Annotated in this window: 24 protein-coding genes; 16 read left to right on the top strand and 8 right to left on the bottom strand. The window is 63.0% G+C overall.

All coding sequences use genetic code 11. The features are described from left to right. The first annotated feature begins 159 nt into the window (after positions 1 to 159). The 11 genes from DMO26_RS16335 (at position 160) to DMO26_RS16285 (ending at position 11,122) form a co-directional block, all read left to right on the top strand. The gene (locus tag DMO26_RS16335; RefSeq protein ID WP_117193214.1) at positions 160 to 1,623 is read left to right on the top strand and encodes an NAD-dependent succinate-semialdehyde dehydrogenase; all 1,464 of its coding nucleotides are present in this window, start codon (positions 160 to 162) and stop codon (positions 1,621 to 1,623) included. Between the two features lie 73 nt (positions 1,624 to 1,696). Continuing rightward, the gene (locus DMO26_RS16330; RefSeq protein WP_117193213.1) at positions 1,697 to 3,409 is read left to right on the top strand and encodes a thiamine pyrophosphate-requiring protein; all 1,713 of its coding nucleotides are present in this window, start codon (positions 1,697 to 1,699) and stop codon (positions 3,407 to 3,409) included. 72 nt (positions 3,410 to 3,481) lie between these two features. Then, on the top strand, positions 3,482 to 4,645 hold the full coding sequence (locus tag DMO26_RS16325) for an alpha-hydroxy acid oxidase (RefSeq protein ID WP_226951315.1): 1,164 nt from the start codon (positions 3,482 to 3,484) through the stop codon (positions 4,643 to 4,645). A 24-nt stretch (positions 4,646 to 4,669) separates the two neighbouring features. Continuing rightward, complete coding sequence (locus tag DMO26_RS16320) at positions 4,670 to 6,325, top strand: thiamine pyrophosphate-requiring protein (protein WP_117193211.1); 1,656 nt, start codon at positions 4,670 to 4,672, stop codon at positions 6,323 to 6,325. Next, on the top strand, positions 6,322 to 7,698 hold the full coding sequence (locus DMO26_RS16315) for an FAD-binding oxidoreductase (protein ID WP_117193210.1): 1,377 nt from the start codon (positions 6,322 to 6,324) through the stop codon (positions 7,696 to 7,698). Before DMO26_RS16320 ends, DMO26_RS16315 begins: the two co-directional genes overlap by 4 nt. Positions 7,699 to 7,820: 122 nt before the next feature. Then, complete coding sequence (locus DMO26_RS16310; RefSeq protein ID WP_117193209.1) at positions 7,821 to 8,120, top strand: hypothetical protein; 300 nt, start codon at positions 7,821 to 7,823, stop codon at positions 8,118 to 8,120. Positions 8,121 to 8,302: 182 nt separating this feature from the next. After that, a complete protein-coding gene (locus DMO26_RS16305) occupies positions 8,303 to 8,683 on the top strand; it encodes a GFA family protein (protein ID WP_117193208.1) in 381 nt (126 codons plus the stop codon). Positions 8,684 to 8,756: 73 nt separating this feature from the next. Continuing rightward, positions 8,757 to 9,176, top strand: coding sequence for an HD domain-containing protein (locus DMO26_RS16300; RefSeq protein ID WP_117193207.1), 420 nt, complete (start codon positions 8,757 to 8,759; stop codon positions 9,174 to 9,176). Positions 9,177 to 9,250: 74 nt separating this feature from the next. Continuing rightward, positions 9,251 to 10,039 (top strand): SDR family oxidoreductase, encoded by a 789-nt coding sequence (locus DMO26_RS16295; RefSeq protein WP_117193206.1) that lies wholly within the window; start codon positions 9,251 to 9,253, stop codon positions 10,037 to 10,039. Positions 10,040 to 10,224: 185 nt separating this feature from the next. Next, the gene (locus tag DMO26_RS16290) at positions 10,225 to 10,497 is read left to right on the top strand and encodes a hypothetical protein (protein ID WP_117193205.1); all 273 of its coding nucleotides are present in this window, start codon (positions 10,225 to 10,227) and stop codon (positions 10,495 to 10,497) included. 79 nt (positions 10,498 to 10,576) lie between these two features. Next, positions 10,577 to 11,122: an isochorismatase family protein gene (locus DMO26_RS16285; RefSeq protein WP_117193204.1), complete on the top strand. Its 546-nt coding sequence runs from the start codon at positions 10,577 to 10,579 to the stop codon at positions 11,120 to 11,122. On the opposite strand, the gene DMO26_RS16280 is transcribed toward DMO26_RS16285, so the two are convergent. Continuing rightward, positions 11,109 to 12,698: an ABC-F family ATP-binding cassette domain-containing protein gene (locus DMO26_RS16280; protein ID WP_117193203.1), complete on the bottom strand. Its 1,590-nt coding sequence runs from the start codon at positions 12,696 to 12,698 to the stop codon at positions 11,109 to 11,111. The two genes, DMO26_RS16285 and DMO26_RS16280, sit on opposite strands and share 14 nt — an antisense overlap. A 309-nt stretch (positions 12,699 to 13,007) precedes the next feature. Further along, entirely contained in the window at positions 13,008 to 14,243 is a 1,236-nt protein-coding gene (gene pepT / locus DMO26_RS16275) for a peptidase T (RefSeq protein ID WP_117193202.1), read from the bottom strand. Positions 14,244 to 14,550: 307 nt separating this feature from the next. Between pepT and DMO26_RS16270 the strand changes: the two genes are divergently transcribed. The 4 genes from DMO26_RS16270 (at position 14,551) to DMO26_RS16255 (ending at position 17,886) form a co-directional block, all read left to right on the top strand. Further along, positions 14,551 to 15,966: a DHA2 family efflux MFS transporter permease subunit gene (locus DMO26_RS16270; protein ID WP_162894934.1), complete on the top strand. Its 1,416-nt coding sequence runs from the start codon at positions 14,551 to 14,553 to the stop codon at positions 15,964 to 15,966. 165 nt (positions 15,967 to 16,131) lie between these two features. After that, a complete protein-coding gene (locus DMO26_RS16265) occupies positions 16,132 to 16,587 on the top strand; it encodes a MarR family winged helix-turn-helix transcriptional regulator (protein ID WP_117193200.1) in 456 nt (151 codons plus the stop codon). Between the two features lie 122 nt (positions 16,588 to 16,709). Beyond that, entirely contained in the window at positions 16,710 to 17,039 is a 330-nt protein-coding gene (locus DMO26_RS16260) for a DUF6665 family protein (protein WP_117193199.1), read from the top strand. A gap of 76 nt (positions 17,040 to 17,115) precedes the next feature. Then, positions 17,116 to 17,886 (top strand): gamma-glutamyl-gamma-aminobutyrate hydrolase family protein, encoded by a 771-nt coding sequence (locus DMO26_RS16255; RefSeq protein ID WP_117193198.1) that lies wholly within the window; start codon positions 17,116 to 17,118, stop codon positions 17,884 to 17,886. Positions 17,887 to 17,898: 12 nt separating this feature from the next. Here DMO26_RS16255 and DMO26_RS16250 read toward each other — a convergent pair whose 3' ends face one another. From DMO26_RS16250 to DMO26_RS16235, 4 genes are all read right to left on the bottom strand, one after another. Beyond that, positions 17,899 to 18,519, bottom strand: coding sequence for a hypothetical protein (locus tag DMO26_RS16250; protein ID WP_117193197.1), 621 nt, complete (start codon positions 18,517 to 18,519; stop codon positions 17,899 to 17,901). A 159-nt stretch (positions 18,520 to 18,678) separates the two neighbouring features. Next, positions 18,679 to 19,386, bottom strand: a complete 708-nt coding sequence (locus DMO26_RS16245) for a GIN domain-containing protein (protein ID WP_117193196.1) — start codon at positions 19,384 to 19,386, stop codon at positions 18,679 to 18,681. Positions 19,387 to 19,417: 31 nt separating this feature from the next. Then, positions 19,418 to 19,990, bottom strand: a complete 573-nt coding sequence (locus DMO26_RS16240) for a DUF1700 domain-containing protein (RefSeq protein WP_117193195.1) — start codon at positions 19,988 to 19,990, stop codon at positions 19,418 to 19,420. Next, on the bottom strand, positions 19,987 to 20,313 hold the full coding sequence (locus DMO26_RS16235) for a PadR family transcriptional regulator (protein WP_117193194.1): 327 nt from the start codon (positions 20,311 to 20,313) through the stop codon (positions 19,987 to 19,989). The genes DMO26_RS16240 and DMO26_RS16235 overlap by 4 nt, the downstream gene beginning before the upstream one ends. 176 nt (positions 20,314 to 20,489) lie before the next feature. Between DMO26_RS16235 and DMO26_RS16230 the strand changes: the two genes are divergently transcribed. Beyond that, positions 20,490 to 21,482 carry an alpha/beta hydrolase family protein gene (locus DMO26_RS16230; RefSeq protein WP_117193193.1) on the top strand — a complete coding sequence of 331 codons (993 nt, stop codon included), beginning with the start codon at positions 20,490 to 20,492 and terminating at the stop codon, positions 21,480 to 21,482. A gap of 56 nt (positions 21,483 to 21,538) precedes the next feature. On the opposite strand, the gene DMO26_RS16225 is transcribed toward DMO26_RS16230, so the two are convergent. Then, positions 21,539 to 21,904 carry a nuclear transport factor 2 family protein gene (locus tag DMO26_RS16225; RefSeq protein ID WP_117193192.1) on the bottom strand — a complete coding sequence of 122 codons (366 nt, stop codon included), beginning with the start codon at positions 21,902 to 21,904 and terminating at the stop codon, positions 21,539 to 21,541. Further along, the gene (locus DMO26_RS16220) at positions 21,901 to 22,575 is read right to left on the bottom strand and encodes a glutathione S-transferase N-terminal domain-containing protein (protein ID WP_117193191.1); all 675 of its coding nucleotides are present in this window, start codon (positions 22,573 to 22,575) and stop codon (positions 21,901 to 21,903) included. Before DMO26_RS16220 ends, DMO26_RS16225 begins: the two co-directional genes overlap by 4 nt. Positions 22,576 to 22,656 lie beyond the last annotated feature (81 nt).

The following is a 22,656-nucleotide window of genomic DNA, read 5'->3' as shown; positions in this document are numbered from 1 at the left end:
AGGGCGTGGCAATCTGAAACGCCGGGCCAGAAGTCGGAATTGACAATATCAGGCTCCCTGCTTTATCCCCTTGGAAGAGTAGAGAGGAGCCGAGCAAGAAGAGCCCGGAATTGACGAATGCCAAACGCATTCGTCTAATGAAGAAGTCGGAGGAACGACATGAACATCGCCAGCAATCCCACCCCCTCTTCCGAGGCCTACACCTCTCCGCGCCTGCTGATCGATGGCGCCTGGCTGGAAAACGGCGACCGCAGGACGCAAGCCATCGTCAATCCGGCCACCGAAAAGACGATCGGCGTGGTGCCGCATGCCACCGCCGAGGATCTCGACCGCGCGCTGGAAGCGGCAAGCCGTGCGTTTCCGCTTTGGCGCGCGACGAGCCCGCGCGAGCGCGGCCGTATCCTGAAGCGCGCCGCCCATCTGATGCACGAGCGGCAGGAAGAGATCGCCCGGCTGGCGACGCTCGAAATGGGCAAGCCGATCGCCGAAGCACGTCTCGAAACCCATTTCGCCACGGAAGAGATGGAGTGGTTCGCCGAGGAGGGCCGCCGCACCTATGGCCGTGTCATCCCGGGCCGCCTGGGCGAGACCCGCTTCCAGGTCGTCAAGGAACCGGTCGGCCCGACAGCCGGCTTCTCCGCATGGAACTTCCCGATCGGCAATGCCGCCCGCAAGATGGGCTCGGCGCTCGCCGCCGGCTGCACGATGATCTACAAGCCTGGCGAGGAGGCTCCCGCTTCCGCCGCCGCCGTCGCGCAGTGCCTGATCGACGCGGGCGTGCCGGCCGGCGTCATCGCGGTCGTCTACGGCGTGCCGGACTTCATCTCCCGCCACCTCATCGCCTCTCCAGTCATCCGCAAGATTTCCTTCACAGGCTCTGTCGCGGTCGGCCAGCATCTCATCCGGCTTGCCTCCGAAGGCCTGAAGCGCACGACGATGGAACTGGGCGGCCATGCGCCGGTGCTGGTCTTCGACGATGCGGACCAGGCGGCGGCGCTGGAAATGTCGGTGCAGCGGAAATATCGCAACGGCGGCCAGGTCTGCGTCTCGCCCACCCGCTTCTATATCCAGGACAAGTCCTATGAAGCCTTCTGCGCCGGTTTTGCCGAACGCGCCGGCAAAATCAAGGTCGGTGACGGCCTCGATGCTTCTACCGGCATGGGTCCGCTCGTGCATGCCCGCCGCCGCGACGCAATCGAGGCGCTGGTGCAGGACGCCACGTCCAAGGGCGCCAAGCTGTTGGCTGGCGGCCACCGGGTCAACAACGAGGGCTTCTTTTACGCCCCGACGGTGCTCGCCGACGTACCGGACGATGCCCGCATCATGAGCGAGGAGCCCTTCGGCCCGGTCGCCGTGCTCAACCGCTTCTCGGATTTCGACGACGCCATCACCAAGGCGAACAAGCTGCCTTACGGGCTTGCCGCCTACGGCTTCTCCAACTCGCACAAGACCATCGCCAGGCTGTCCGACCAGCTGGAAGCGGGCATGGTCGGCATCAATTCCTTCAACATCTCCATGCCGGAAACGCCGTTCGGCGGGGTGAAAGCGAGCGGCCACGGTTCCGAAGTCGGGATCGAGGGCGTCGAAGCCTACATGGTCACGAAGACGGTCAGCATCACCTGATCCTAAGATCGGCGTGGACCGATCCGGTTGGTTTTAGAGAATGTCCCGAACGGGATACAAAGAGGACACGAGAATGAAACACGTTAAACCGACCGGCACATTCGCAGCCGAGGCCGTGCTGACCCATATGAAGGCGGCCGGCATCGACGTGCTGCTCGCCAATGGCGGCACCGATTTCCCGTCGATCATCGAGGCCTTCGCCCGCCAGTCCGAGACGGGGCTGAAGATGCCGGAAGCGCTGGTCATCCCGCATGAGGGTGTCGCGGTCGGCATGGCACACGGTTATTACCTGATGACCGGCAAGCCGGCCGGGGTCATCGTCCACGTCAATGTCGGTCTCGCCAATTCCGTCATGGGGCTCGTCAACGCCCGGTCTGAAAACGTGCCGATCATGATGTTTTCCGGCCGCACGCCGATCACCGAGCACGGCCGCTTCGGCTCGCGTTCCTCGCCGATCCACTGGGGTCAGGAAATGTTCGACCAGGCCGGCATGGTGCGCGAAGTGGTCAAGTGGGATTACGAACTGCGCTATCCGGAACAGGCGGGCATCGTCATCGACCGCGCCATGAGCATCGCCATGAGCGAGCCCCGCGGCCCGGTCTATCTGAGCCTGCCGCGCGAGGCGCTGGCCGAGGGCGCGGAGATCACCGCCAGCCACCGTTCGACCGTCACGCCGACCAGCTTCGGCCCGGCCGATCCAGACCTCGTTGCCCAGGCAGCCGATCTTCTCGCCAAGGCCAAAAACCCGCTCGTCATCTCCCAGAGCCCGGAACTCGCCCCAGATTTCGAGCCGCTGGCGGGTTTCGTCGACAAGTTCGCGCTGCCGACGGTCGAGATGTGGGCGATGCGCCAGTCGCTGCCGAGCGATCATCCGATGATGGTCGGCCGCGATTCGACCCAACTCCTGAAGGAAGCCGACGTCGTCGTCGTCATCAATGCCGCCGTGCCGTGGATCTCCGACCACACGAGCCTTGCCGAAGGCGCCAGGGTCATCGCCATCGGGCCGGACCCGCAGCACAGCCGCGTGCCGATCCGCAGCTTCCCGATCGATATCGCACTCGCCGGCGGTATCAACAAGACGATCGCAGCCCTTGCCGCCGCCATGGCTGAGCGCGTGCCGGCCGGCGAAACCTTCTCCGAACGCCGCGAAAAATGGGCCAAGGTGAAGGCCGGACAGGTGGAGGCCGCCGCCAAGCGCGCCGCCATGGGCAACGGCGCGCCGATGACGGCAGCCTATGTCAGCCGTTGCATCTCCGACATCATGGATGAGAAGACGACCATCGTGAACGAGCTCGGCATCGATCCGTCGGTCATGGAATTCAAGCATCCGAAGGGCTTCTTCTCGACGCCGTTGTCCGGCGGCCTCGGCTTCGGCCTCACCGCGGCGCTCGGTGCCCAGCTCGGCGCCCTGAAACAGGGCGAGAGCCGGCAGGTCATCGCAACGATCGGCGACGGCTCCTACATGTTCGCCAACCCGGTCGCCTGCCACCAGACGGCCACCGCGCTGAAACTGCCGCTGCTGACGATCGTCTTCAACAACGGCATCTGGAACGCCGTGCGCCGTTCGACGCTCTACATGTATCCGGACGGCAGTGCCGCGACCGCCAACGTCATGCCGATCACCGCACTCGACCCCGCGCCGGATTATGCCGCCGTCGCCCGCGCCCATGGCGCCCATGCCGAACGTGTCGAGAACGGCACGGACCTGCCTGCGGCGCTGCAGCGTGCCTTGGCTGCGACAAAGAGCGGCCAGCAGGCCATGCTCGAAGTCATGGTCTCCTACTAGGGCGCGTCGGTTATGGGAGGAGGAACCGGAGACGACGCAAAGACGCTGGCGGAGCTCCGCCGGCGTTATCCGATGGTCAGCGACCTGGAAAAACGGGCGAAATGGCGCATTCCGCGCTTCGCCTACGAGTTCCTGCAGGGCGGCGCCGGCGACGAGACCGGGCTGAACCGCAACCGCGCGGCGCTAAAGGCGGTCGAGGTCGTGCCGCGTTACGGTATCGACGTCTCGAAGGTCGATACGTCGGTTGAACTCTTCGGCCGACGTTATGCCGCCCCGATCGGCATCTCGCCGATCGGTCTCGACGGCATGATGTGGCCGGGCGCGACGGAGCGTTTCGCCAAGGCGGCCCAGGCGCATAACATTCCCTATATGGTCGGCACACTGGCCTGCGCGACGATCGAGCAGGTGGTGCAATGGGCGCCCGACGTCGCCTGGTTTCAGCTTTATCCGATGGCGCCGGACAACCACAAATACAGTCTCGAAATGGCCGAGCGCGCCCGCGTCGCCGGCGCAAAGGTTCTGGTCGCGACGCTGGACGTGCCGGTACGCGCCAAGCGCCCGCGGGATCTGAGAAACGGCCTCGTCATGCCTTTCCGGCTGACGCCGAAGACGATGATGCGTGCGGCGATGGCGCCGCTCTGGCTCGATGCGGTCCGCCGCAACGGCATGCCGACCTTCGCCAATATGGGCAAGTTCGCCGGCGGCACCGATCATGGCTCGACGGCGGGTTTCGTGCAGAAACATATCGGCGGCGGCTTTCCATGGGATGAGATCGCCCGCCTGCGCGACCGCTGGACCGGGCCGATGATGGTCAAGGGCATCATGCATCCGGCCGATGCGGAGAAGGCGCTCTCGCTCGGCCTGAACGGCGTTGTCGTCTCCAACCATGGCGGCCGCCAGTTCGATGCCGCGCCCGCGACGATCGACGTGCTGCCGGAGATCGCCCGCACCGTCGGCACCCGCGGCACCGTCCTCTTCGACAGCGGCGTCGTCTCCGGCGTCGACATGCTGCGGGCGCTCGCCTGCGGGGCGCAATCCTGCTTTGCCGGCCGCGCCTTCATGCTGGGGCTCTCTGCCCTCGGAGACCGCGGTGCCACCCACATGGCGCAGGCCTTCATCGAGGAATACCGCATCGCGCTTGGCCAGAACGGGCTTTTGAGCTCTGACGAGGCCCGCCGCGCGCCCGTGCGCCATCCCGGCGCCTGGACCGCCGACAATTTCCAACTTCGTAGCTAAATCCGTTCCCGGGAGGGGAGATCCATGAAAGTCGCAGACGCTATTGCCGAAATCTTGAAGCGCGAGGGGATCGAGATCGTCTGCGGCTATCCGGTGAACCACGTTCTCGAACACGTCGCGATGGCTGATATCCGCCCGATCATCGTGCGCCAGGAGCGCCACGGCCTGCATATGGCCGATGCCATGTCGCGGCTCTCCTCGGGCAAGACGATCGGCGTTTTCGCCATGCAGCTCGGACCGGGCACCGAAAACGCTTATGGCGGCATCGCTCAGGCCTATTCGGAATCGGTGCCGATCCTCGTTCTGCCGATGGGTTACGAGCGCCGTGTCGCGCATGTCGATCCGAACTACAATGCCACCCGCTCGATGCGCGACATCACCAAGTCGGCCGAGCCCATCACGCTGGCGGAGGAAATTCCGAACATCTTCCGCCGTGCCTTCTCCAAGCTCCGCAACGGCCGCGGCGGTCCGGTGCTGATCGAGATCCCCAACGACATGTGGCAGCATGAAGTGCCGGAACCCTTGAACTACCGGCCGGTGCTCGCCACCCGCTACGGGCCGGACCCGGCCGCCGTCAAACATGCCGTCGACCTGCTGCTCGCTGCCAAGCGCCCGGTTCTTTATGCCGGCCAGGGCGTGCACTACGCCGAAGCCTGGCCGCAGCTCAAGGAACTCGCCGAACTCCTGGCGATCCCGGTGTCCACGAGCCTAGAAGGCAAGAGCGCGTTTCCGGAGACCCATCCGCTGTCCGTCGGCGCCGGCGGCGCGGCGATCTCCAAGACGCTCCGGCATTTCCTCGATACGTCCGACGTGATCTTCGGCATCGGCTGCTCGTTCACCGAAACCGCGTTCGGCGTGCAGATGCCGCTCGACAAGACGGTGATCCATGCGACCCTCGATCCCGACCACATCAACAAGGACATCGAGGCCAAGGTGGCGCTGATCGGCGACGCGGCGCTGACGCTCGATGCGGTTCTGGCCGAGATCACGGCGCGCAACACGGCGCAGCGCGACAGCAAGGACGTCGCCGCGGAAATCGCCAAGGTGCAGGAGGAATGGCTTTCCGAATGGATGCCGAAGCTCACCTCCGAGAGCAAGCCGCTCTCCCCCTATCGCGTCCTCTGGGACCTGCAGCACACGGTCGATATCGAGAACACGATCATCACCCATGACGCCGGCAGCCCGCGCGACCAGCTTTCGCCCTTCTGGAAATCGGTGAAGCCACTCACCTATATCGGCTGGGGCAAGTCGACCCAGCTCGGCTACGGTCTCGGTCTCGCCATGGGCGCCAAGCTGATGCATCCGGACAAGCTGTGCATCAACGTCTGGGGCGATGCGGCGATCGGCTTCACCGGCATGGATTTCGAAACGGCGGTGCGCGAGCGTATCCCGATCCTGTCGATCCTGCTCAACAACTTCTCCATGGCCATGGAACTGCCGATCATGAAGGTCTCGACGGAGAAGTACCGCTCGACCGACATTTCCGGCGACTATGCCGCCTTCGCCCGCGCCCTCGGCGGTTACGGCGAACGGATCACCGATCCGGCCGAGATCGTTCCGGCGATCAAACGCGGCATCGAACAGACGCAGAAGGGCGTGCCGGTCCTGCTGGAATTCATCACCACGCAGGAGATCGCCCGCTCGCGTTATCACCGCATGCTGACGGGTGAGAAGAAATGAGCGGTCTGCAAACCACTCTCGACGCGCTGAAACTCCATTTCGGCGACCGGCTTTCGATTGCGGAAGCCGTGCGCGACCATCACGGCCACGACATGTCCCGCCAGCCGACGCGTCTGCCGGACGCGGTCGTTTACGCCGACAACGAGGACGAGGTGGCGCGCGTCGTCTCGGCCTGTTTCGAGGCCGGCATTCCGGTCACGCCGTTCGCCGCCGGCTCGTCGATGGAAGGCCACACGATCCCGCTGAAGGGCGGCATCTCGCTCGATCTCACCCGCATGAACCAGATCGTCGCGGTGAACCATGAGGATTTCGACGCGCAGGTGCAGGCGGGCGTCACCCGCAAGCAGTTGAACGCCCATATCCGCGATACGGGCCTGTTCTTCCCGATCGATCCCGGCGCCGACGCCTCGCTCGGCGGCATGGCCTCAACGCGGGCTTCCGGCACCACCGCCGTGCGCTACGGCACGATGCGCGAAAACGTGCTGGCGCTGCGCGTCGTCACGCCGCAGGGCAAGATCATCACCACCGGCCGGCGAACCAAGAAATCGTCGACGGGCTACGACCTGACGAAGCTCTATGTCGGCGCGGAAGGCACGCTCGGCGTCATCACCGAGGTCACCGTCCGGCTGCATCCGATCCCGGAAACCATCGCGTCCGCCGTCTGCACCTTCGCGACCATGCGCGGCGCGGTCGAGGCCGTCGTCGCGACGATCCAGAGCGGCATCCCGGTCGCCCGCATCGAATTCCTGGACGAAGTGGCCGTCGAAGCGGCCAACCGTCATGCCGGCCTCACCCTGAAGCTCGCCCCTACCCTGTTCCTCGAATTCCACGGCAGCCCACGCTGGGTGGAGGAGCAGTCGAACACGGTGCGCGAGATCGCCGACGAATTCGGCGGTTCCGATTTCGAGTGGTCGACCCGCACCGAGGATCGCGAACGGCTGTGGAAGGCACGCCATGAGACGCTGTTCGCCAACCAGACGCTGCGCCCCGGCTGCAAGGCCTTCACGACCGACGTCTGCGTGCCGATCTCCAGGCTGGCCGATGCGGTGATGGCCGCCCGCGAGGACATCGACAATTCCTTCCTGATGGGCAAGATCATCGGCCATGTGGGCGACGGCAATTTCCATGTGGGCTATCTGATCAAGCCGGAATTCCCGGAAGAACTGGCGGAGGCCGAGCGGCTTGCCGAACGGCTCTACCAGCGCGCCATCGACATGGGCGGCACGTTCTCGGGCGAGCACGGCATCGGCATTTCCAAGCTGAAATATCTCCGCCGGGAACACGGCGACGCCGTCGACATGATGAACGCCATCAAGGCGGCGCTCGATCCCAAGGGCATCATGAACCCCGGCAAACTCGGTCAGGTGGAATAGGATATGGAAAATCCATCCGTTTCTTCTGAAAATGCAACGTCCATTTCAATTGGAACGGGAATCCATTTCCGTCGTTAGGCCTATGTAACCCACGCCGCATATTGGCCAACGGAGGAAATCCAATGTTCAAGATCATCTCTGTATCCCTCATCTCGCTCGGTCTCGCAACCGGCGCCATTGCCCAGACGGCAAGCTCGCCCTCGACGCAAAGCGACTCCGGCGACCCGACCAACAAGGTCAATCCCGGCCCGATGCGTGGTCCGCAGGCGACGGACGACACGACCACCAACAGCATCCGCACCAATTGCGCGCCGAACCAGCAGACGGACAAGACGTCCAACATGCCGGACAAGACCGCCACCACCAACGTCACGCCCGGCACATCCGGCTCCAATACCAACGGTCAGTCCTCGGACTGCTGATTTTTTTGAACTTCAGGAAAAAGGCCGGTAATGCCGGCCTTTTTTCGTGAGGTGTACCCCGATGGCCGGATTGCGGTCGGCACCGTCGACGCGGATGATCCCGCGCAAGAGGACCATCGATCTTCCCCCCGACCTCCCCCTGCCCTAACTTGACTGAACAAGAAGAGAGAAAAGGAGCGATCATGATCATCCGGTCCGGCAGCTGCCTGTGCGGCAAGGTGCGATATTCGGTAAAGGATGCGCCGATCAGGCTCGGGCTCTGCCATTGCGCCGATTGCCGCAAGGAGAGCGGCTCGGTCTTCGCGACCTTCGGCATCTGGCCGGCCCACGCCTTCGAAAGCAGCGGCGAAGTCAAATATTTCCAAGGCCGCGGCTTCTGTCCCGAATGCGGTTCGCGCGTCTTTAACGAAAGCAGCGACGGCATGGAAATGGAGATCCGGGTGGGCTCGCTCGACATGGCGCCGACCGATCTCGAACCCACCTACGAGCTATGGGTAAAGCGCCGCGAAAACTGGCTTCCGCCGCTTGATGTTTCTCAGTTCGACGAGGATCGCCCGCAGTGAGAGGATGAAAGTGACCCATTGCCGTCACCCGCGATCTCTATAGAGTGCCGCCGAAGCGACGGAGACCAAAGCAATGCCGGACCTGCTCGAAAAAGCGATCGCCATCGCCACCGAGGCTCACAAAGGTCAGTCGTCGAAGACCGGCGGGCCGTTCATCGACCATGTGCGCCGGGTCGCAGAAGGCATGCCGGGTGAGGATGAAAAGCTGGTCGCCTGGCTGCATGACGTCGTCGAAAAAGGTCCCGGCTGGACCTTTAAACGCCTGCGCGAGGAAGGATTTTCGCAAGCGGTCGTCGATGCCGTCGATGCCATGAGCAAGCGCGACGGCGAGGAATATTTCACGTTCGTCCGCCGCTCGATCCGAAATCCGCTCGCCCGGCCGGTCAAACGTGCCGATCTTACCGACAATCTTGCGCAGATGCGCCAGATGGGCGGCGACGGCTCGAAATTCGCCGAGGGTCTGCGTATCCTCGACGAGGAATATCCCTCTTAGGCTCCGGAACCTCGAGCCCAGGTCCTCCGTTCGTTTCCGCGGGTCGCGATACTCTTCGAACGCAGGATGGGCTCATGGAATCTCGGGAATTCAAATCTCAGGTGGCGCTGGTCACCGGCGCAGGTTCGGGCATCGGCAAGGCGGCCGCCTTGAAGCTGGCGGCCGAAGGGGTGCGGGTGGGCGTGCTCGGCCACACCCGGAGCGAGGTCGACAAGACGGCCAGGGAGATCGAGAACGCAGGCGGCAAGGCGCTGGTGCTGGAAGCGGATGTTTCCAACGCCACCCAGATGCAGAACGCAGTCGACCGGCTGGCGGGAGAATTCGGGCGGCTCGATGTCGTCGTCGCGAATGCCGGCATCAACGGCGTCTGGGCACCGATCGACGATCTGAAGCCGGACGAATTCGACAGGACGATCGCCGTCAACCTACGCGGTACCTATCTCACCTTCCATGCCGCCGTGCCGCATCTCAAGAAAAACGGCGGCTCGATCGTGGTCGTTTCCTCCATCAACGGCAATCGTACCTTCACGACGCCGGGCGCCACCGCTTATGTGGCCACCAAGGCGGCCCAGGTGGCGATCGTCCAGCAGCTGGCGCTGGAACTCGGCAGACACGGGATCCGGGTCAATGCCGTCTGCCCCGGCGCGATCGACACCAGCATCAACGACAACACCACCGTGCGCGGCAAGCGCGAGACGGCCGTGCCGGTGAAATTCCCGGAGGGCGACATTCCGATCACCGGCGGCAAGGCGGGGACAAGCGAGGATGTCGCCGACGTCATTCTGTTCCTTGCTTCGGATCGCTCGCGGCATATCACCGGCACGCCCATCTTTGTGGACGGCGGCCAGGGCCTGCTTCGATAGGATTGTCTTCTGCTGCCTTGGTTGCGGAGACGCTCGCCAAAGCCGGACCTTGGTCCATTCCGGCGACCGGCGTATATAAAACCAAGGTCCGGCAGGCGCAGGACTTTGGTCCCAGCCGGCCGTTTTCCCGGAACCCCCAACCTTTCAAGGCGTTCAAACCTCATACAAAACACGAGGTTACACCCATGAAGAAACTGATTATCGCAACGGCATTCGCCTTTTCGTCCCTGCTTGCTTTTGCAGGGCCCTCACAAGCCCAGGGCGCCAGCGTCACCATCACCACCGGCGACGGTCCGCGCTATTATCGCGATTACGATCGCCCGCGTTATTATCGCGATCATCGCCCTCCGCGTTATGTCCGGAACTGGGATCGTCCGCGCCACGGCTGCATGACCAAGAAGGTCCGCACCTATCGCAACGGTGATCTCGTCGTGAGGACCACCCGGGTCTGCCGTTGATCCTCCCTGATTCTGCCGGTTGAACGGCACGGCATATCCGCGCATAAGAGGGTCTAAAGCCCGTGCTCAGGAGACCGCCATGCAAAAGCCGGCAGACGCCGCCCCCGTCATCGTCATTGATCTGCAGACCGGCATGTTCGACGGGGTCGCCGAACCGCCGCTTCATGATGCCGACAGGCTTGTCGAACGTGCCCGACAGGTGATCGACTGGGCGAGACGCGAAGGCCGCAAGGTCGCCTTCATCCGCCATGACGGTCCGGAGGGCGATCCGCTGGCACCCGGCGAACCGGGCTGGCCCGTCTGGCCGGCCCTCGGCCAGGCAGAGCACGAACCGACCTTTTCCAAGTCGGTGCGCGATTCCTTCAGCAACCCGAAGCTCGGCGCCTGGCTGGCGGATCTCGACACGCCCGAGGTGGTCATACTCGGCGCCCAGACGAATTTCTGCGTCGCCGGCACGGTGCAGGGCGCCATTGCCAACGGACTGAAGGTCACCGTTGTTTCCGATGCCCACAGCACCGTCGATCTTCCCGACGAAGCCGCCGCCTCGATCATCAACCGCTACAATGCCCAGTTCGCCGAAGCCGGCGTCAATCTGGTGACGACGGACGCGCTCACGAAGGCGTGACGCCGAATTCCAGCCTGCGGCTCGCACCGATCTCGTCCAGGAATACCTCGTCGTGGCTGACGACGAGGAGCGCCCCGTCATAGGCCCGCAGGCCGGCCTCCACCGCGGCGAGGGAATCGATGTCGAGATGGTTGGTGGGCTCGTCGAGGATCAGCAGCGACGGCGGCTCCTGACCGCCGAGCACGCAGGCAAGGCCCGCGCGCAGCATCTGGCCGCCGGAAAGCGTGCCGCTCACCTGCAGCGCCGCGTCGGCCCGGAACATGAAACGCGCCAGCGCCGCGCGGCAGGCGTTTTCATCCGTCTGCGGATTGAGCCTTTTGAAATTGTCGCGGATCGAAAGCGCCGGATCGAGAATGCCGACCCGCTGATCCAGCATAGCGGTCTTCACCGGCACGCGCACCGTGCCCGAGAAGGGCAGGAGCGCGCCGGATATCAGCGACAGAAGCGTCGTCTTGCCCGATCCGTTCGGGCCGGTGACGGCAATCCGTTCCGGACCGGTGATCTCGAAGGACAGGTTGCGCAGCACCGGTTTTTCCGGATCGTAACCGGCCGTGACGTTCTCGAGCCGAAGCACGGTCCGGCCCGCCGGCAGGCCGGTCGGCGGCAGCGTGACGGTCAGCGGCTGCAGGATCTCGACCTTTTCACGGGCGGCTGAGACGTCTTCCAGCGCCCGGGTCCGGAGCCGCTCGGCCAGCCGGGCGTTCCCGCCGCTGGTATTCTCCGCCTGGCGTTTCAGCCCGCCGGCAACGATACGCGGCATGTCGCCCCGTGCCGCTTTCCGTTTGCCGACGCCGTCACGGCGAGCCTTGCGTTCGGCGGTTTCCTGCGCGGTGCGGTTCACATCTGCAACCCGCTTTTCGGCATCGGCCAGATCGTGCTCGGCCGCAGCCAGTTCCAGCGCTCGGCACTCCCGGTAATGGCTCCAGTTACCGCCATACCGGGTGGCGCCGAGCGTCGTCATCTCGATGATCGCATCGACCGTGTCGAGCAGTTCGCGATCATGGCTGACGACGATCGCCCCTCCCCTCCAGCCGGCGAGAAGCCCGATCACCGCCCGCCTGCCCTCGCGGTCGAGATTGTTGGTCGGTTCGTCGAGAATCAGGAAATCCGGCTCGCGAAAGATCAGCGCCGCCAGCCCGGCGCGCGTGCGCTGGCCACCGGATAATGTCGCGAGCGGCGTTTCGGCCGTGGCCTCAAGGCCTGCGCGCGCCAGGGCCTCGGCCATGCGCGCTTCCAGCATCCAGTCGGCATCGGCAAGTTCGTCAGCCGTCGCCTCGCCCCGTTCGGCGCGGGCAAGAAGGGCAAACGCGCCGCGGACGCCGAAGAGATCGGCGATCGTCTCCTTCGGCCCGACCTGCACGCTCTGCCGCAGCACGCCGAGCGTGCCGGAGACGGAAATCGTGCCGGAAACCGGCGAGAGTTCGCCGGTAATCAGCTTGAGCAGCGTCGTCTTGCCGACGCCGTTGCGGCCGACGAGCCCGGCACGTTCCGGACCAAAGCCGAGATTGAGATCGGAGAAAAGCGGCCGGCCGTCAGGCGTGGACCACGAAAGATTGGCAAGCGTAATGGAAGGCATGGACAGATTCCCGGATTGCAAGGCGAAGGGGCGCTGCGATCTGGGTGGAATCCATTTTCAACCGTCCTGTTGGTGCTGCGGATGGTGGATATCTATGCGGGAAATACGGCCTGTTCAAGACCGCCCAAAAGAACCCTCGCGGGGTAGTGCGAGGGTTCTCTTGTTGGTCGACGCGAGGCCACAGGAAATGCCTCGATAGCCTCTAAGCATATCTTGCCGACTGTTGTACCGGCTCTGCACCAACCTTTTTTGGGTGCATCGAACACCCGGCCGCTAGGCGGGAACGATGCGATGGAGACGATCCGGGACCTATGCCCGCTCTTCCCAGAGCCTGGCGAGTTCGATCACGGTCTTGACCGCTTTTTCCATGTCCTGGCTCGAGACGAATTCAAGCGGCGAGTGGAAGGCGTGGCCGCCTGCGAAGAGATTGGGGCATGGCAGGCCCATGAAGGAAAGGCGCGAGCCGTCCGTGCCGCCGCGTATGCTGCCGCGCACCGGTTCCATGCCGGCCCGGCGGATCGCCTCGACGGCGTATTCGACGATCTCCGGATGCCTGTCCAGCACCACCTTCATGTTGCGGTACTGTTCCTTGATCGTGAACGTATAGCTGGAACCGGGATAGGAGGAGAGAACATCCTTCGTGATTTCTTCGAGCAGCGCCTCCTTCGTTTTCAAGCCTTCCTCGGTAAAATCGCGGATGATGAAGGAGAGGTTTGCCTTTTCCATTACGCCTGACACACCGGTCGGATGGATGAAGCCGTCGCGGCCCCTGGTGGTTTCCGGCGCCTGGTCCTTCGGCAGCCGGTCGATGATGGCGCCGGCGATCCGGATGGCATTTTCCATCTTGCCGTAGGCAAAACCCGGATGGATGGCGACGCCCTTGATGGCGATCTCCACCGCATCGGCGGAAAAGGTCTCGTCCTCGATCGTGCCGGCGGTCTCGCCATCCAGCGTATAGGCGAAATCGGCACCGAGCTTCTTGAAATCGACCTTGTCGACGCCGCGGCCGATCTCTTCGTCGGTGGTGAAGAGAATGCGGATCGCGCCGTGTCTGATGTCCGGGTTGTTGATCAGGAATTCGGCCGCCGTCATGATTTCGGCAATGCCCGCCTTGTCGTCGGCGCCGAGCAGCGTCGTGCCGTCGGTGGTGACGATGTCGTGACCGATCAAGTCCTTCAGCACCGGATGTTCGGCCACCCTGATCACCTGGGTCCTGTCACCCAAGAGCTGGATGTCGCCGCCCTGATAGTTCCTGACGATCTGCGGCTTGACGTTGGTGCCGGAAAAATCGGGCGCCGTATCCATATGGGCGGTGAAGCAGATGACCGGCACGTTGTTCTTGGAGGTCGTCGCGGGGATCGTCCCGTAGACGTAGCCGTGTTCGTCGAGATGCGCGTCGGTGACCCCGATCGCCTGGAGTTCGGCGGCAAGCAGTTCCCCGAGGATCCTCTGCTTCATGGTGGAAGGCTGGGTCGGCGACTTGGCATCCGACTGGGTATCGATGACGACATAACGGAGAAAACGATCGGTAACGCTATCGGCCATGGCGGGAAATCCAATTTTTCGAACGGAATGATGGATTTGTAGCGAGGCAGACCGGTCGCGTGAAGCGGCAAATGATGCCAAGGCCGGCATCTTTCTCCCTGATCCCAGATTCCGCTCCGGGAAGACCATAAAGTCGGTGCAAACGATGGTCGTCAGGCCTGCCCGCCGTTGACAGTCCGGCACCACAGGTACTACATATGATGGACCGTCGTTCCACATAGAAGAACATTGGCCGCTTGAAATACGCTGCGACGTGGCTGTGAACCTGCCGTTCCGCCGCGACGGCCGGAAACAAAGAGAAACCGCATTGGAAACGCGCAAGACCGTGCCGCTGATCGTCGCCTCGGCGCTTATCATGCAGCAGATCGACTCGACGGCGATCGCCACCGCGCTGCCCTCCATCGCCGATGCGCTCGGCGAACCGCCGGTCGTCCTGCACTCGGCAATAACCATCTATCTGCTGGCCGCCGGCGTCTTCCTGCCGATCAGTGGCTGGCTGGCCGACCGGTTCGGGGCACGCCTCCTCTTCTGCTCGGCGATCGGCATCTTCACCTTCGCCTCGCTTCTTTGCGCCGCATCCACCACCCTTCCCATGCTGATCGCCGCCCGTGCGCTGCAGGGCTTCGGCGGCGCGCTGATGCTGCCGACGGCGCGCCTTATCCTGGTGCGCTCCGTACCGCGCGAGGACCTGATCTCCGCCATGGTGCTGACGAGCATGCCGGCGGTGGTGGGTCCCGCGATCGGTCCGCTGTTCGGCGGCTTCATCACCGGCATCAGTTCCTGGCGCTGGATCTTCTGGATCAACCTGCCGGTCGGCATCATCGCGATCATCCTGACGCTGGCGCTGATCGACAAGGTGCCGGTCGCCGAACGCAAATCCTTCGATGTCCTCGGTTTCATCCTCACCGGCATCGGCATCGGCGCGACGATCTTCGGCCTCGATGCCTTTGCCCGCGATATGAATGGCGGATCGATCGCGCTCGCCTGCGCCGGGCTTGCCATCCTCGGCCTCTATGTGCTGCACGCGCGGCGCAAGACGGACCCGATCCTCGACCTGCGGCTTTTTCGCCACCCGACCTTCCGCGCCAGTCTTTCAGGCGGCACGCTGTTCAGGATCAGCATTGGGGCGCTGCCCTTCATGCTGCCGCTGCTGATGCAGGAAGTGTTCCGCTATACGCCGCTGCAATCCGGCGCCATCACCTTCGTTTCGGCGATCGGCGCCTTCGGCATGCGAACCATCACCAAGCGGATACTCCATCGCTTCGGGTTCCGCCGCATTCTCTTCTGGAATGCGCTCGTCGCCAGCTTTTCGATGGGACTCTGCGGGATTTTCACACCACAGACGGCAATGGCCGTGATGATCGGCATCATCCTGCTCGGCGGCTTCTTCCGCGCGCTGCAGTTCACCTCGCTCAACACGCTCGGCTTCGCCGAGGTAAGCGATGCGGAAATGAGCCACGCGACCTCGCTGTCGCAGATGGGCCAGCGGATCGCCCAGAGCATTGGAGTCGCATTCGCCGCGCTGCTGCTGCAATATTTCTCCGGCGGTTCGCAGACACTGACCAACCACGCCTTCACCATGTCCTTCGCGATCATCGCCGCGGTCTCGGCCAGTTCCTGCTTCACCTTCCTCCGCCTGCCGGAAACCGCCGGAGACGTGCTGGCCGGACGCAGAAGGCACGCCGCCGAGGAGCCGAGCCGGGAACGGGAAGCGGCGGAGTGAGGCATGAGGCGGGGTTTCAGAACGTACGGTTGTGCGTGACAGCACCAATTAGGCCATGGCCCGCCGCATATCGGCTCGACCTCCCGGGCCAGCCCTCGGTTTCCTTGAAGCGAAATGGTACACGTGCTAAGTTTGAACAACTTAGCACGCTAACTTCTGGCCTAGATGAAACCTGATCCGATCGCATCCGAATTCCTGGAAGCCCTCACCAAGGTGAGCCGCAAGATCCGCACGGCCTTCAACCAGCAGGTCACCGCGCACGGGCTGACCTATCCGCGGGCCCGCGCCCTTTTCCGCCTCGCCAAGAAACAGAACATGACACAGAGCGAACTTGCCTGCGAGCTGGAACTCGAACAGGCGACCATGGTGCGCCTTCTCGACCGCATGGAGGAAAACGGCCTCATCGAGCGCCGCCCGGACCCGAACGACCGGCGCGTCAAGCTGCTCTTTCTCACGCCGTATGGCGAGGAACAGGCGGCGATGGTTCGCGCGATCGCCGAACGGATGCGCGGGCAGATCTTTCGCGATATCGACCCGGATCAACTGCATGCCGCCCTCGCGCTCTTCGGGCACATCTCGGCCAATACCGGGGAACTGGAGGATATCGATATCCTCGCGTGACGCGGCTGCCCAGGCAATTATCGGGTGGATGACGGCGGTCGCACCTCCTACATGGAGGTCTCATTCTCCCTTTGACGCGTTGCAGCAATCGAATAACATCGCGACAAACCCAGGTCCGTTTCATGAGCTTCCGCCCGCCCCAATCCCTCTCGCAGCCCGGTTTCATCAATACCGGCTTCAACGTGCTCGAATACGAACTGCAGTCCGAGAGGGCGGCCGCACTGACCCGGCAGGGGGTTAAGGTGGAGGCCGCCCTTGCGGCGCTCGATGCGTGGGACGAGACGCGTGACGGGGCCGGGCGGCACGACACGCTGCTTTACGAGGCGGCGGATGCCGTCTGGGCCTTGTTCATCCAGCGCGAAATATGCGGCATGCGGAACAATCGCGACATCATCAAGCGCTACGGCATTCCGAAAGAGGTGTTAGCCAGGGTCGGCACGGTGCGCAAATGACGGCAAGCAGAGATATTCAAGAAATGTCCGTCCGGCCTTTCCCAAAGGCTGCGCGGTCCGGAAGACAGGACCTAAAATGACCAGACCTGTGATCGGCGTGATCGGGAATTCCTTCGTCGTCGAAAACCGCTTCACGGCCCAGCTTGTCGGCGAGGGAAATCTGAAGGCGATCGCCGATGTCACCGATGCCCTGCCGCTGATGTTCGCCGGCAATCCTGGTATCACCGATATCGGCACGCTTCTCGATATCGTCGACGGCATCCTGCTGACGGGGGCGAGGGCCAATGTCCATCCGAGCCATTTCAATACGGAGCCGCACGCGCGGCACGAGCCCTACGACCAGAACCGCGACGCGGTGGCGCTGCCGTTGATCAAGGCCTGCGTCGAAAAGGGCGTCCCGGTTTTCGGCATCTGTCGCGGCTTCCAGGAAATGAACGTCGCGGCCGGCGGTTCGCTGCATCCGGAGATCCGCGAACTGCCCGGCCGCATCAACCACCGCATGCCGAGGCTCGAAAACGGCGAGATCCATCCGGATATGTCGGTCGTCTTCGCCGACCGCCACGAGGTGCGGCTGATCCCCGACGGCGTGTTTGCAAGACTGCTCGGCCGCGAGACGATCCGGGTCAATTCGCTGCACGGACAGGGCGTTCTCGATCTCGGCGAAAGGATTATCGCCGAAGGCACCGCCGACGACGGAACCATCGAAGCGATCCGGTTCAGGGATGCGAAAGGTTTTGCGCTCGGCGTGCAATGGCATGCGGAATACGATCCGCAGGCCAATCCGATCAACCGGGCGCTGTTCGAAGCCTTCGGCGAAGCGGTCAGGACCTACAGGACCCGAAGATAGGCGGAAGACAGGTCAGGATCTCGGCCGGCCGTCGTCGAAGAGCTGCGCCAGCCACTGATAATAGCGCGGCTGCTTGTTGCGCAGCTCGGCGCGGGAATAGGGCGGCCGGTCGATATTGCCGAAGAGATAGACGCTCGCCGTCACTGCGAAGAACTCCCGGGCATTGCTCATCATGTAGGAATCGCCGGGCCAGAACTGGCGGCCGCGGTCATGGAATTCCTTGATGTCGGGGTTGTTGAAGCCTTGTGGCACTATCTTGTCGTGATAGGCATGCAGGAACTCGTGCAGGATGATCGGCTTGTCCGGATCGAGCTGCCTGACGCGCACGTCGACGCCGGCCCCGCTGCCGTAATGGCCGGGGCCGGAGCTTGCTTTCGAAGGGTCCGCCCAGACCGGGATGGAGCGCATGAACTGAACCACGTCCGGCTTCAGGCCGACCTGCTCGACGATATCGAGCTGGCGTTTGACGGTCGCGACCATCTTCTGGTCCGACTCGGCGCCGCGGGCGCCCGTCAGGTCCACCCGCCACCCGTGATAGGAGAAGACGAGCGGATCGGCCGCCGCCGGGAAGGCCTGCAGGGCATTGAATAAAATAGCGGCGCAGAGCACCGGAAATCTGGAAAATAAGCGCACTGTCTCCCCCGTTCCGGGTCGAAATCCCGGCCGGATCGTCTTGTCTCACGGGCGGCGGTGGAGCGCAATCGCCGCCGATGGCCTCACCCCCTTTTGACCGGCGGAAGCTCCTCTTCGAACCCGGCAGAGAGCCGTTTTCACGAGTGCACATTGGTGAGGCTAGGGCGCTTGCATGATGCGGCCACTGCCTCTGATCTCCGAGCGCCGCAGGATCGGGTGGCCGGATAGGTCAACATTGCCGCTCCCGAAAATGGAGACGTCCGCATCTGTCAGCGCCGTCATTTGCGCGTCGCCACTGCCGCGGATCTTGATCTGCGCGGACTTGGCAGTCAGTTCCTTGAGCCGTGCCGCGCCCGAACCCGAGATCTCCACGTCGACCGTATCAGAGGCTCCGCTGGCGGCGACGCTGCCGCTTCCGCGTATGCTCAGGCGCAACCGAGGCTGATCGATCTGCGACAAGGTCAGGTCGCCGCTGCCGAGCAGTGTCCAATCAGTTATCGCGGGTCCCGACACGCTGACGGCGAGTTTGGATGCAAACCAGCCTGGATCACAATCCAGACTCAACCTGTGACCTTCCATTCGCACATGATCGAGAAGAGCGGGATCTCCGCTGACAACAGCCTCCGCCTTGTCACCCGGCCTATAGCGGACCGAAGCCGGCAGATCGATTGTCAGGCTGTCGCTCGCCGCGAAAGGAAGGGTAATCTGCTGTTTGGTAGAGGCGGCGGATCCGCATGCGGACGGCATTGCACCCCACAGGTGCCTCGCGTCGGTCCAATCCCGCCCCGAAAGTCCGATGCCCAGGGTTAGAAAGGCCACCGCGCCGATCAATCCCGTCGTTGCAACGAATGCCAATTTTCCCGCCATTGTTCGGTTCCTTCCGTCGTGTCGTTCAAAATCAGACGCGGTCGCGGTCCAGCTTGGCCAAACGGAAATGCAGCCTGGCATAATGACCTAGAAAGCGTACGCCCGCGCCCAGTCCAATGAGCAGCAAGGCGCCGCCACCCAGCAGGCCACTCACGAGGCCAGCGCCAATGAACAAGCGCGCTGCTGCTCCAATCGCCGGTTCACCAAGGTCGAGCAGCAACGTGGTGAAGATGATCTTCACGCCGACGGCGCCGATCGCTACCAGCGCGATCGCAACGCCGAATGCCACAAAAATCGTAAGGATCAGCAACGGCAGCAAGAAGAGGATGTCGACAATCGCAAGGCCGGCGAGAGCCGTCGTGGCTGCCACAAGATTCGAAAGGCTCCAATGGTCTTCGAAGCGGCGCAGACCCGCCTCGGCCCGCAGTTCCCTGGCAATTCTGGCCGGGTCGCCCAATGCGGCGGCGACCTCTTCTTCGCTACGGCCGGACGTTTTCGACTCGGCAAAATGAGCAGCATAGTCAGCAACGATGTCCTCGACATCTTGAGACGGCAGGCCAGCAAGTCCCGATCTCAGCGCACGTAAGAAGGCGTCCCTGGTCATGGCAGATCCTCAAGAAGTTTGTCGACGGCATCCGCAAACGAGCGCCAGTCGCGGCGATGAGCCTCGAAAACCGCCTGGCCCAACGGCGTCAGGCGGTAATATTTGCGCGGCGGCCCACTGCTCGACTCGATGATGCGGGTGGCCACCAGGCCGTCATTCTGCATCCGGCGCATCAGCGGGTAGATCGTGCCTTCACCCATACCGACCGCCGCGACCAACGTGCTGGCGATCTCATAGCCATAGCTCTCGCCCCGCGAGAGCACGGCCAGGACGCAAAGATCGAGAGCGCCTTTTCGCAGTTGAACCTGAATCGAGTCGGACATGAAAACCTCGGCTTTACAGCTTGAATATAACAAGCTATCTGTTTATGCAAGATAGCAGCGGTATTTTTCATGCCTCGCGTTCAGCCCACGCTGAACTCGTGGATCATTCGCCTTCCCTTCAAATGTTTCCTACTCGATAGACCCGCAATCACATCTCTTTAAATGGAGTAATTTCAATGACTCGTCTCGCTTTAGCGCTTGCTGCGGCTCTCAGTCTTATCGCGCCACCGTCCCATGCCGCAGGCTTGAAATTCATCCAAATTCCTGCCGACGAGAGCGACCCGGCAATCGATGCCGCAATGTGGTCGCCTTGTACGGCGGCAGCCTCGGAAATGAAGATCGGAGCCTTGAGCGTACCGGCAGTGCCAAATTGTCCGATTGCGGGTGAGAAGTTGCCGCTTGTCATTATCTCGCACGGCTATGGTGGTTGGTATCTTGGCCACCATGATACCGCCGAAGCATTGGCCGACGCGGGCTTTGTCGTCGTTGCGATCAATCATCCAAATGCGAATTACGCCGACATGAGCCGCGCAAACGGCCTTGGTGTGCTGATCAAGCGTCCGGTCGATATCAAGCGAACTATTGACTTCATGATTACCACCTCTCCCGATGCCGCGAAGATCGATCCACAGCGGGTTGGCTTTTATGGGTTCTCTCAGGGCGGCTATACGGGGCTTGTCGCCGCTGGCGCCAATCCCGACTTCAGTAAGCTGCCGCCGCGTTGCGCAGATCCAAAAGCAACGGACTGCTCATCAGCCAATCAAGCTCAGGCTACCCGGCCAAAACTGCCGCCGCGGTCATGGAGCCACGATCCTCGGATCAAGGCCTTGGTGGTGGCAGACCCTCTGAGCATCGTCTTTCAGACCTTCGATAGCGTGAAGGACGTCAAAATTCCGCTCCAACTTTGGGGATCGGAGCTCGGAGGTGGTGGCGGTGCATCTCCCGAAGACGTTGCAACGCTTGCACACCTATTGCCGGAAAGACCCGACTTCCGAATCGTGTCCAACGCAGTTCATCTGTCATTTCTGACGCCTTGCCCGAAAATCCGACCATCGTCGGACGCGTGCGTCGATGCGCCGGGCTTCGACCGTGCCGAATTCCACAGAGAGCTCAATGTCGAAGTGGTCGCCTTCCTCCGCCGACATCTGGTGGAGAATAGCAGTCCCTGAAAATGCTCCGCCAAGACGAGTGAGGGGAAATATATGTTTTCCGCCCTCTTTTCGCGTCAACTGCCTTTGACGTAACCAAGCGCCTCGACAATACGGCCATCCTTGACCTTCATCAGGTTGACGCCGCGGACCGAATTCTCCTCTCCCGCGCCCCAGAAGAAACGCCAGAGAATGATGCCGCCCTCCCCCTCCGCCGTCAGGCTTTCCGTCTCGAACCGGGTGCCTTCCGCCGTGGCGATACCGGTCCAGAGCGCGATACAGGCGTCGCGCCCCTCGTGGCGGGCGCCGTTCGGGGCGGGAACGGTATTTTCGATCACGCAATCCTCCGCCACGAGTTCGGCGAGCGCCGATGGGTCATGGTTCAGGAAGACATCGTTGAAGCGGTGGAGCACCGCTTCCGTAGTTGCCGAAAGCCCGCTCATGGCCGCACTCCTGCAGCCGCCCGGTGATCTTCGCCGGCGCGCGGCGCAAAGAAAATGTTTTCGGGGGAAGCATGCAGACCTTCGGCCTGAAGGGCCGCCTGCACCGCCGGCCGGCCGGCGGCGGCGCGAAAGAAGGCTTCCAGGCGCGGCCAGGTCTTGAGGTCGATGCCGATCCATGGCGACCAGTTGAGGCAGACGAAGAGATAGGCATCCGCCACCGAAAAACCCTCGCCCTCCAGATAAGGTCCGCCGATCCGTCCGTTCAGCCAGTCGAGACGTCTCGACACCAGGCCCCGAATGGGGTCATGCGCCGGCGCATAGGCCGCGTTGAAGAGCATGACCATCGGCTTGTGCAGTTCCGAGGTGATGAAATTCAGCCAGGATTGCACCCGGCTGCGTTCCAGACTACCTACCGCTGGCAGCAGATTGCGGCCGGACGCAACGCTGGCGGCGAGAAACTGTACGATCGCCGGCCCCTCGGTCAGCACCGCGCCGTCGTCAAGCATCAGGGCCGGCACATAGCCAGTTCCGTTGATCCCGAGATAATCGCCGCCATCCGGCAGGCGGTAGGTGCCTCGCTCGACCGGCACGGTTTCGACTTCAAGTCCCAGTTCCCGGCAGACGATGTGCGGGGAAAGCGAACAGGCGCCGGGGTGCATGTAAAGTTTCATATTGCCTCTCCATCCTTGCGGCTTTGCGATTGAATATTTGTACCATCTCGCATAAAATCCTCTTCGTCAAGATTTTAATGC

This window comes from Rhizobium terrae (genome assembly GCF_003425685.1).
In the GTDB taxonomy this organism is placed as follows: Bacteria; Pseudomonadota; Alphaproteobacteria; order Rhizobiales; family Rhizobiaceae; genus Neorhizobium; species Neorhizobium terrae.
This window is presented reverse-complemented; position numbering and strand designations above follow the sequence as displayed.

Bases quoted from the DNA above. Each gene is read 5' to 3' on its own strand.
- DMO26_RS16290 (WP_117193205.1), top strand. From the start codon at position 10,225: ATGAAGAAACTGATTATCGCAACGGCATTCGCCTTTTCGTCCCTGCTT.
- DMO26_RS16335 (WP_117193214.1), top strand. From the start codon at position 160: ATGAACATCGCCAGCAATCCCACCCCCTCTTCCGAGGCCTACACCTCT.
- DMO26_RS16235 (WP_117193194.1), bottom strand. From the start codon at position 20,313: ATGTCCGACTCGATTCAGGTTCAACTGCGAAAAGGCGCTCTCGATCTT.
- DMO26_RS16315 (WP_117193210.1), top strand. From the start codon at position 6,322: ATGAGCGGTCTGCAAACCACTCTCGACGCGCTGAAACTCCATTTCGGC.
- DMO26_RS16330 (WP_117193213.1), top strand. From the start codon at position 1,697: ATGAAACACGTTAAACCGACCGGCACATTCGCAGCCGAGGCCGTGCTG.
- DMO26_RS16260 (WP_117193199.1), top strand. From the start codon at position 16,710: ATGAGCTTCCGCCCGCCCCAATCCCTCTCGCAGCCCGGTTTCATCAAT.
- DMO26_RS16325 (WP_226951315.1), top strand. From the start codon at position 3,482: ATGGTCAGCGACCTGGAAAAACGGGCGAAATGGCGCATTCCGCGCTTC.
- DMO26_RS16310 (WP_117193209.1), top strand. From the start codon at position 7,821: ATGTTCAAGATCATCTCTGTATCCCTCATCTCGCTCGGTCTCGCAACC.
- DMO26_RS16230 (WP_117193193.1), top strand. From the start codon at position 20,490: ATGACTCGTCTCGCTTTAGCGCTTGCTGCGGCTCTCAGTCTTATCGCG.
- DMO26_RS16320 (WP_117193211.1), top strand. From the start codon at position 4,670: ATGAAAGTCGCAGACGCTATTGCCGAAATCTTGAAGCGCGAGGGGATC.
- DMO26_RS16255 (WP_117193198.1), top strand. From the start codon at position 17,116: ATGACCAGACCTGTGATCGGCGTGATCGGGAATTCCTTCGTCGTCGAA.
- DMO26_RS16225 (WP_117193192.1), bottom strand. From the start codon at position 21,904: ATGAGCGGGCTTTCGGCAACTACGGAAGCGGTGCTCCACCGCTTCAAC.
- DMO26_RS16295 (WP_117193206.1), top strand. From the start codon at position 9,251: ATGGAATCTCGGGAATTCAAATCTCAGGTGGCGCTGGTCACCGGCGCA.
- DMO26_RS16280 (WP_117193203.1), bottom strand. From the start codon at position 12,698: ATGCCTTCCATTACGCTTGCCAATCTTTCGTGGTCCACGCCTGACGGC.
- DMO26_RS16285 (WP_117193204.1), top strand. From the start codon at position 10,577: ATGCAAAAGCCGGCAGACGCCGCCCCCGTCATCGTCATTGATCTGCAG.
- DMO26_RS16240 (WP_117193195.1), bottom strand. From the start codon at position 19,990: ATGACCAGGGACGCCTTCTTACGTGCGCTGAGATCGGGACTTGCTGGC.
- DMO26_RS16300 (WP_117193207.1), top strand. From the start codon at position 8,757: ATGCCGGACCTGCTCGAAAAAGCGATCGCCATCGCCACCGAGGCTCAC.
- DMO26_RS16305 (WP_117193208.1), top strand. From the start codon at position 8,303: ATGATCATCCGGTCCGGCAGCTGCCTGTGCGGCAAGGTGCGATATTCG.
- pepT (WP_117193202.1), bottom strand. From the start codon at position 14,243: ATGGCCGATAGCGTTACCGATCGTTTTCTCCGTTATGTCGTCATCGAT.
- DMO26_RS16220 (WP_117193191.1), bottom strand. From the start codon at position 22,575: ATGAAACTTTACATGCACCCCGGCGCCTGTTCGCTTTCCCCGCACATC.
- DMO26_RS16245 (WP_117193196.1), bottom strand. From the start codon at position 19,386: ATGGCGGGAAAATTGGCATTCGTTGCAACGACGGGATTGATCGGCGCG.
- DMO26_RS16265 (WP_117193200.1), top strand. From the start codon at position 16,132: ATGAAACCTGATCCGATCGCATCCGAATTCCTGGAAGCCCTCACCAAG.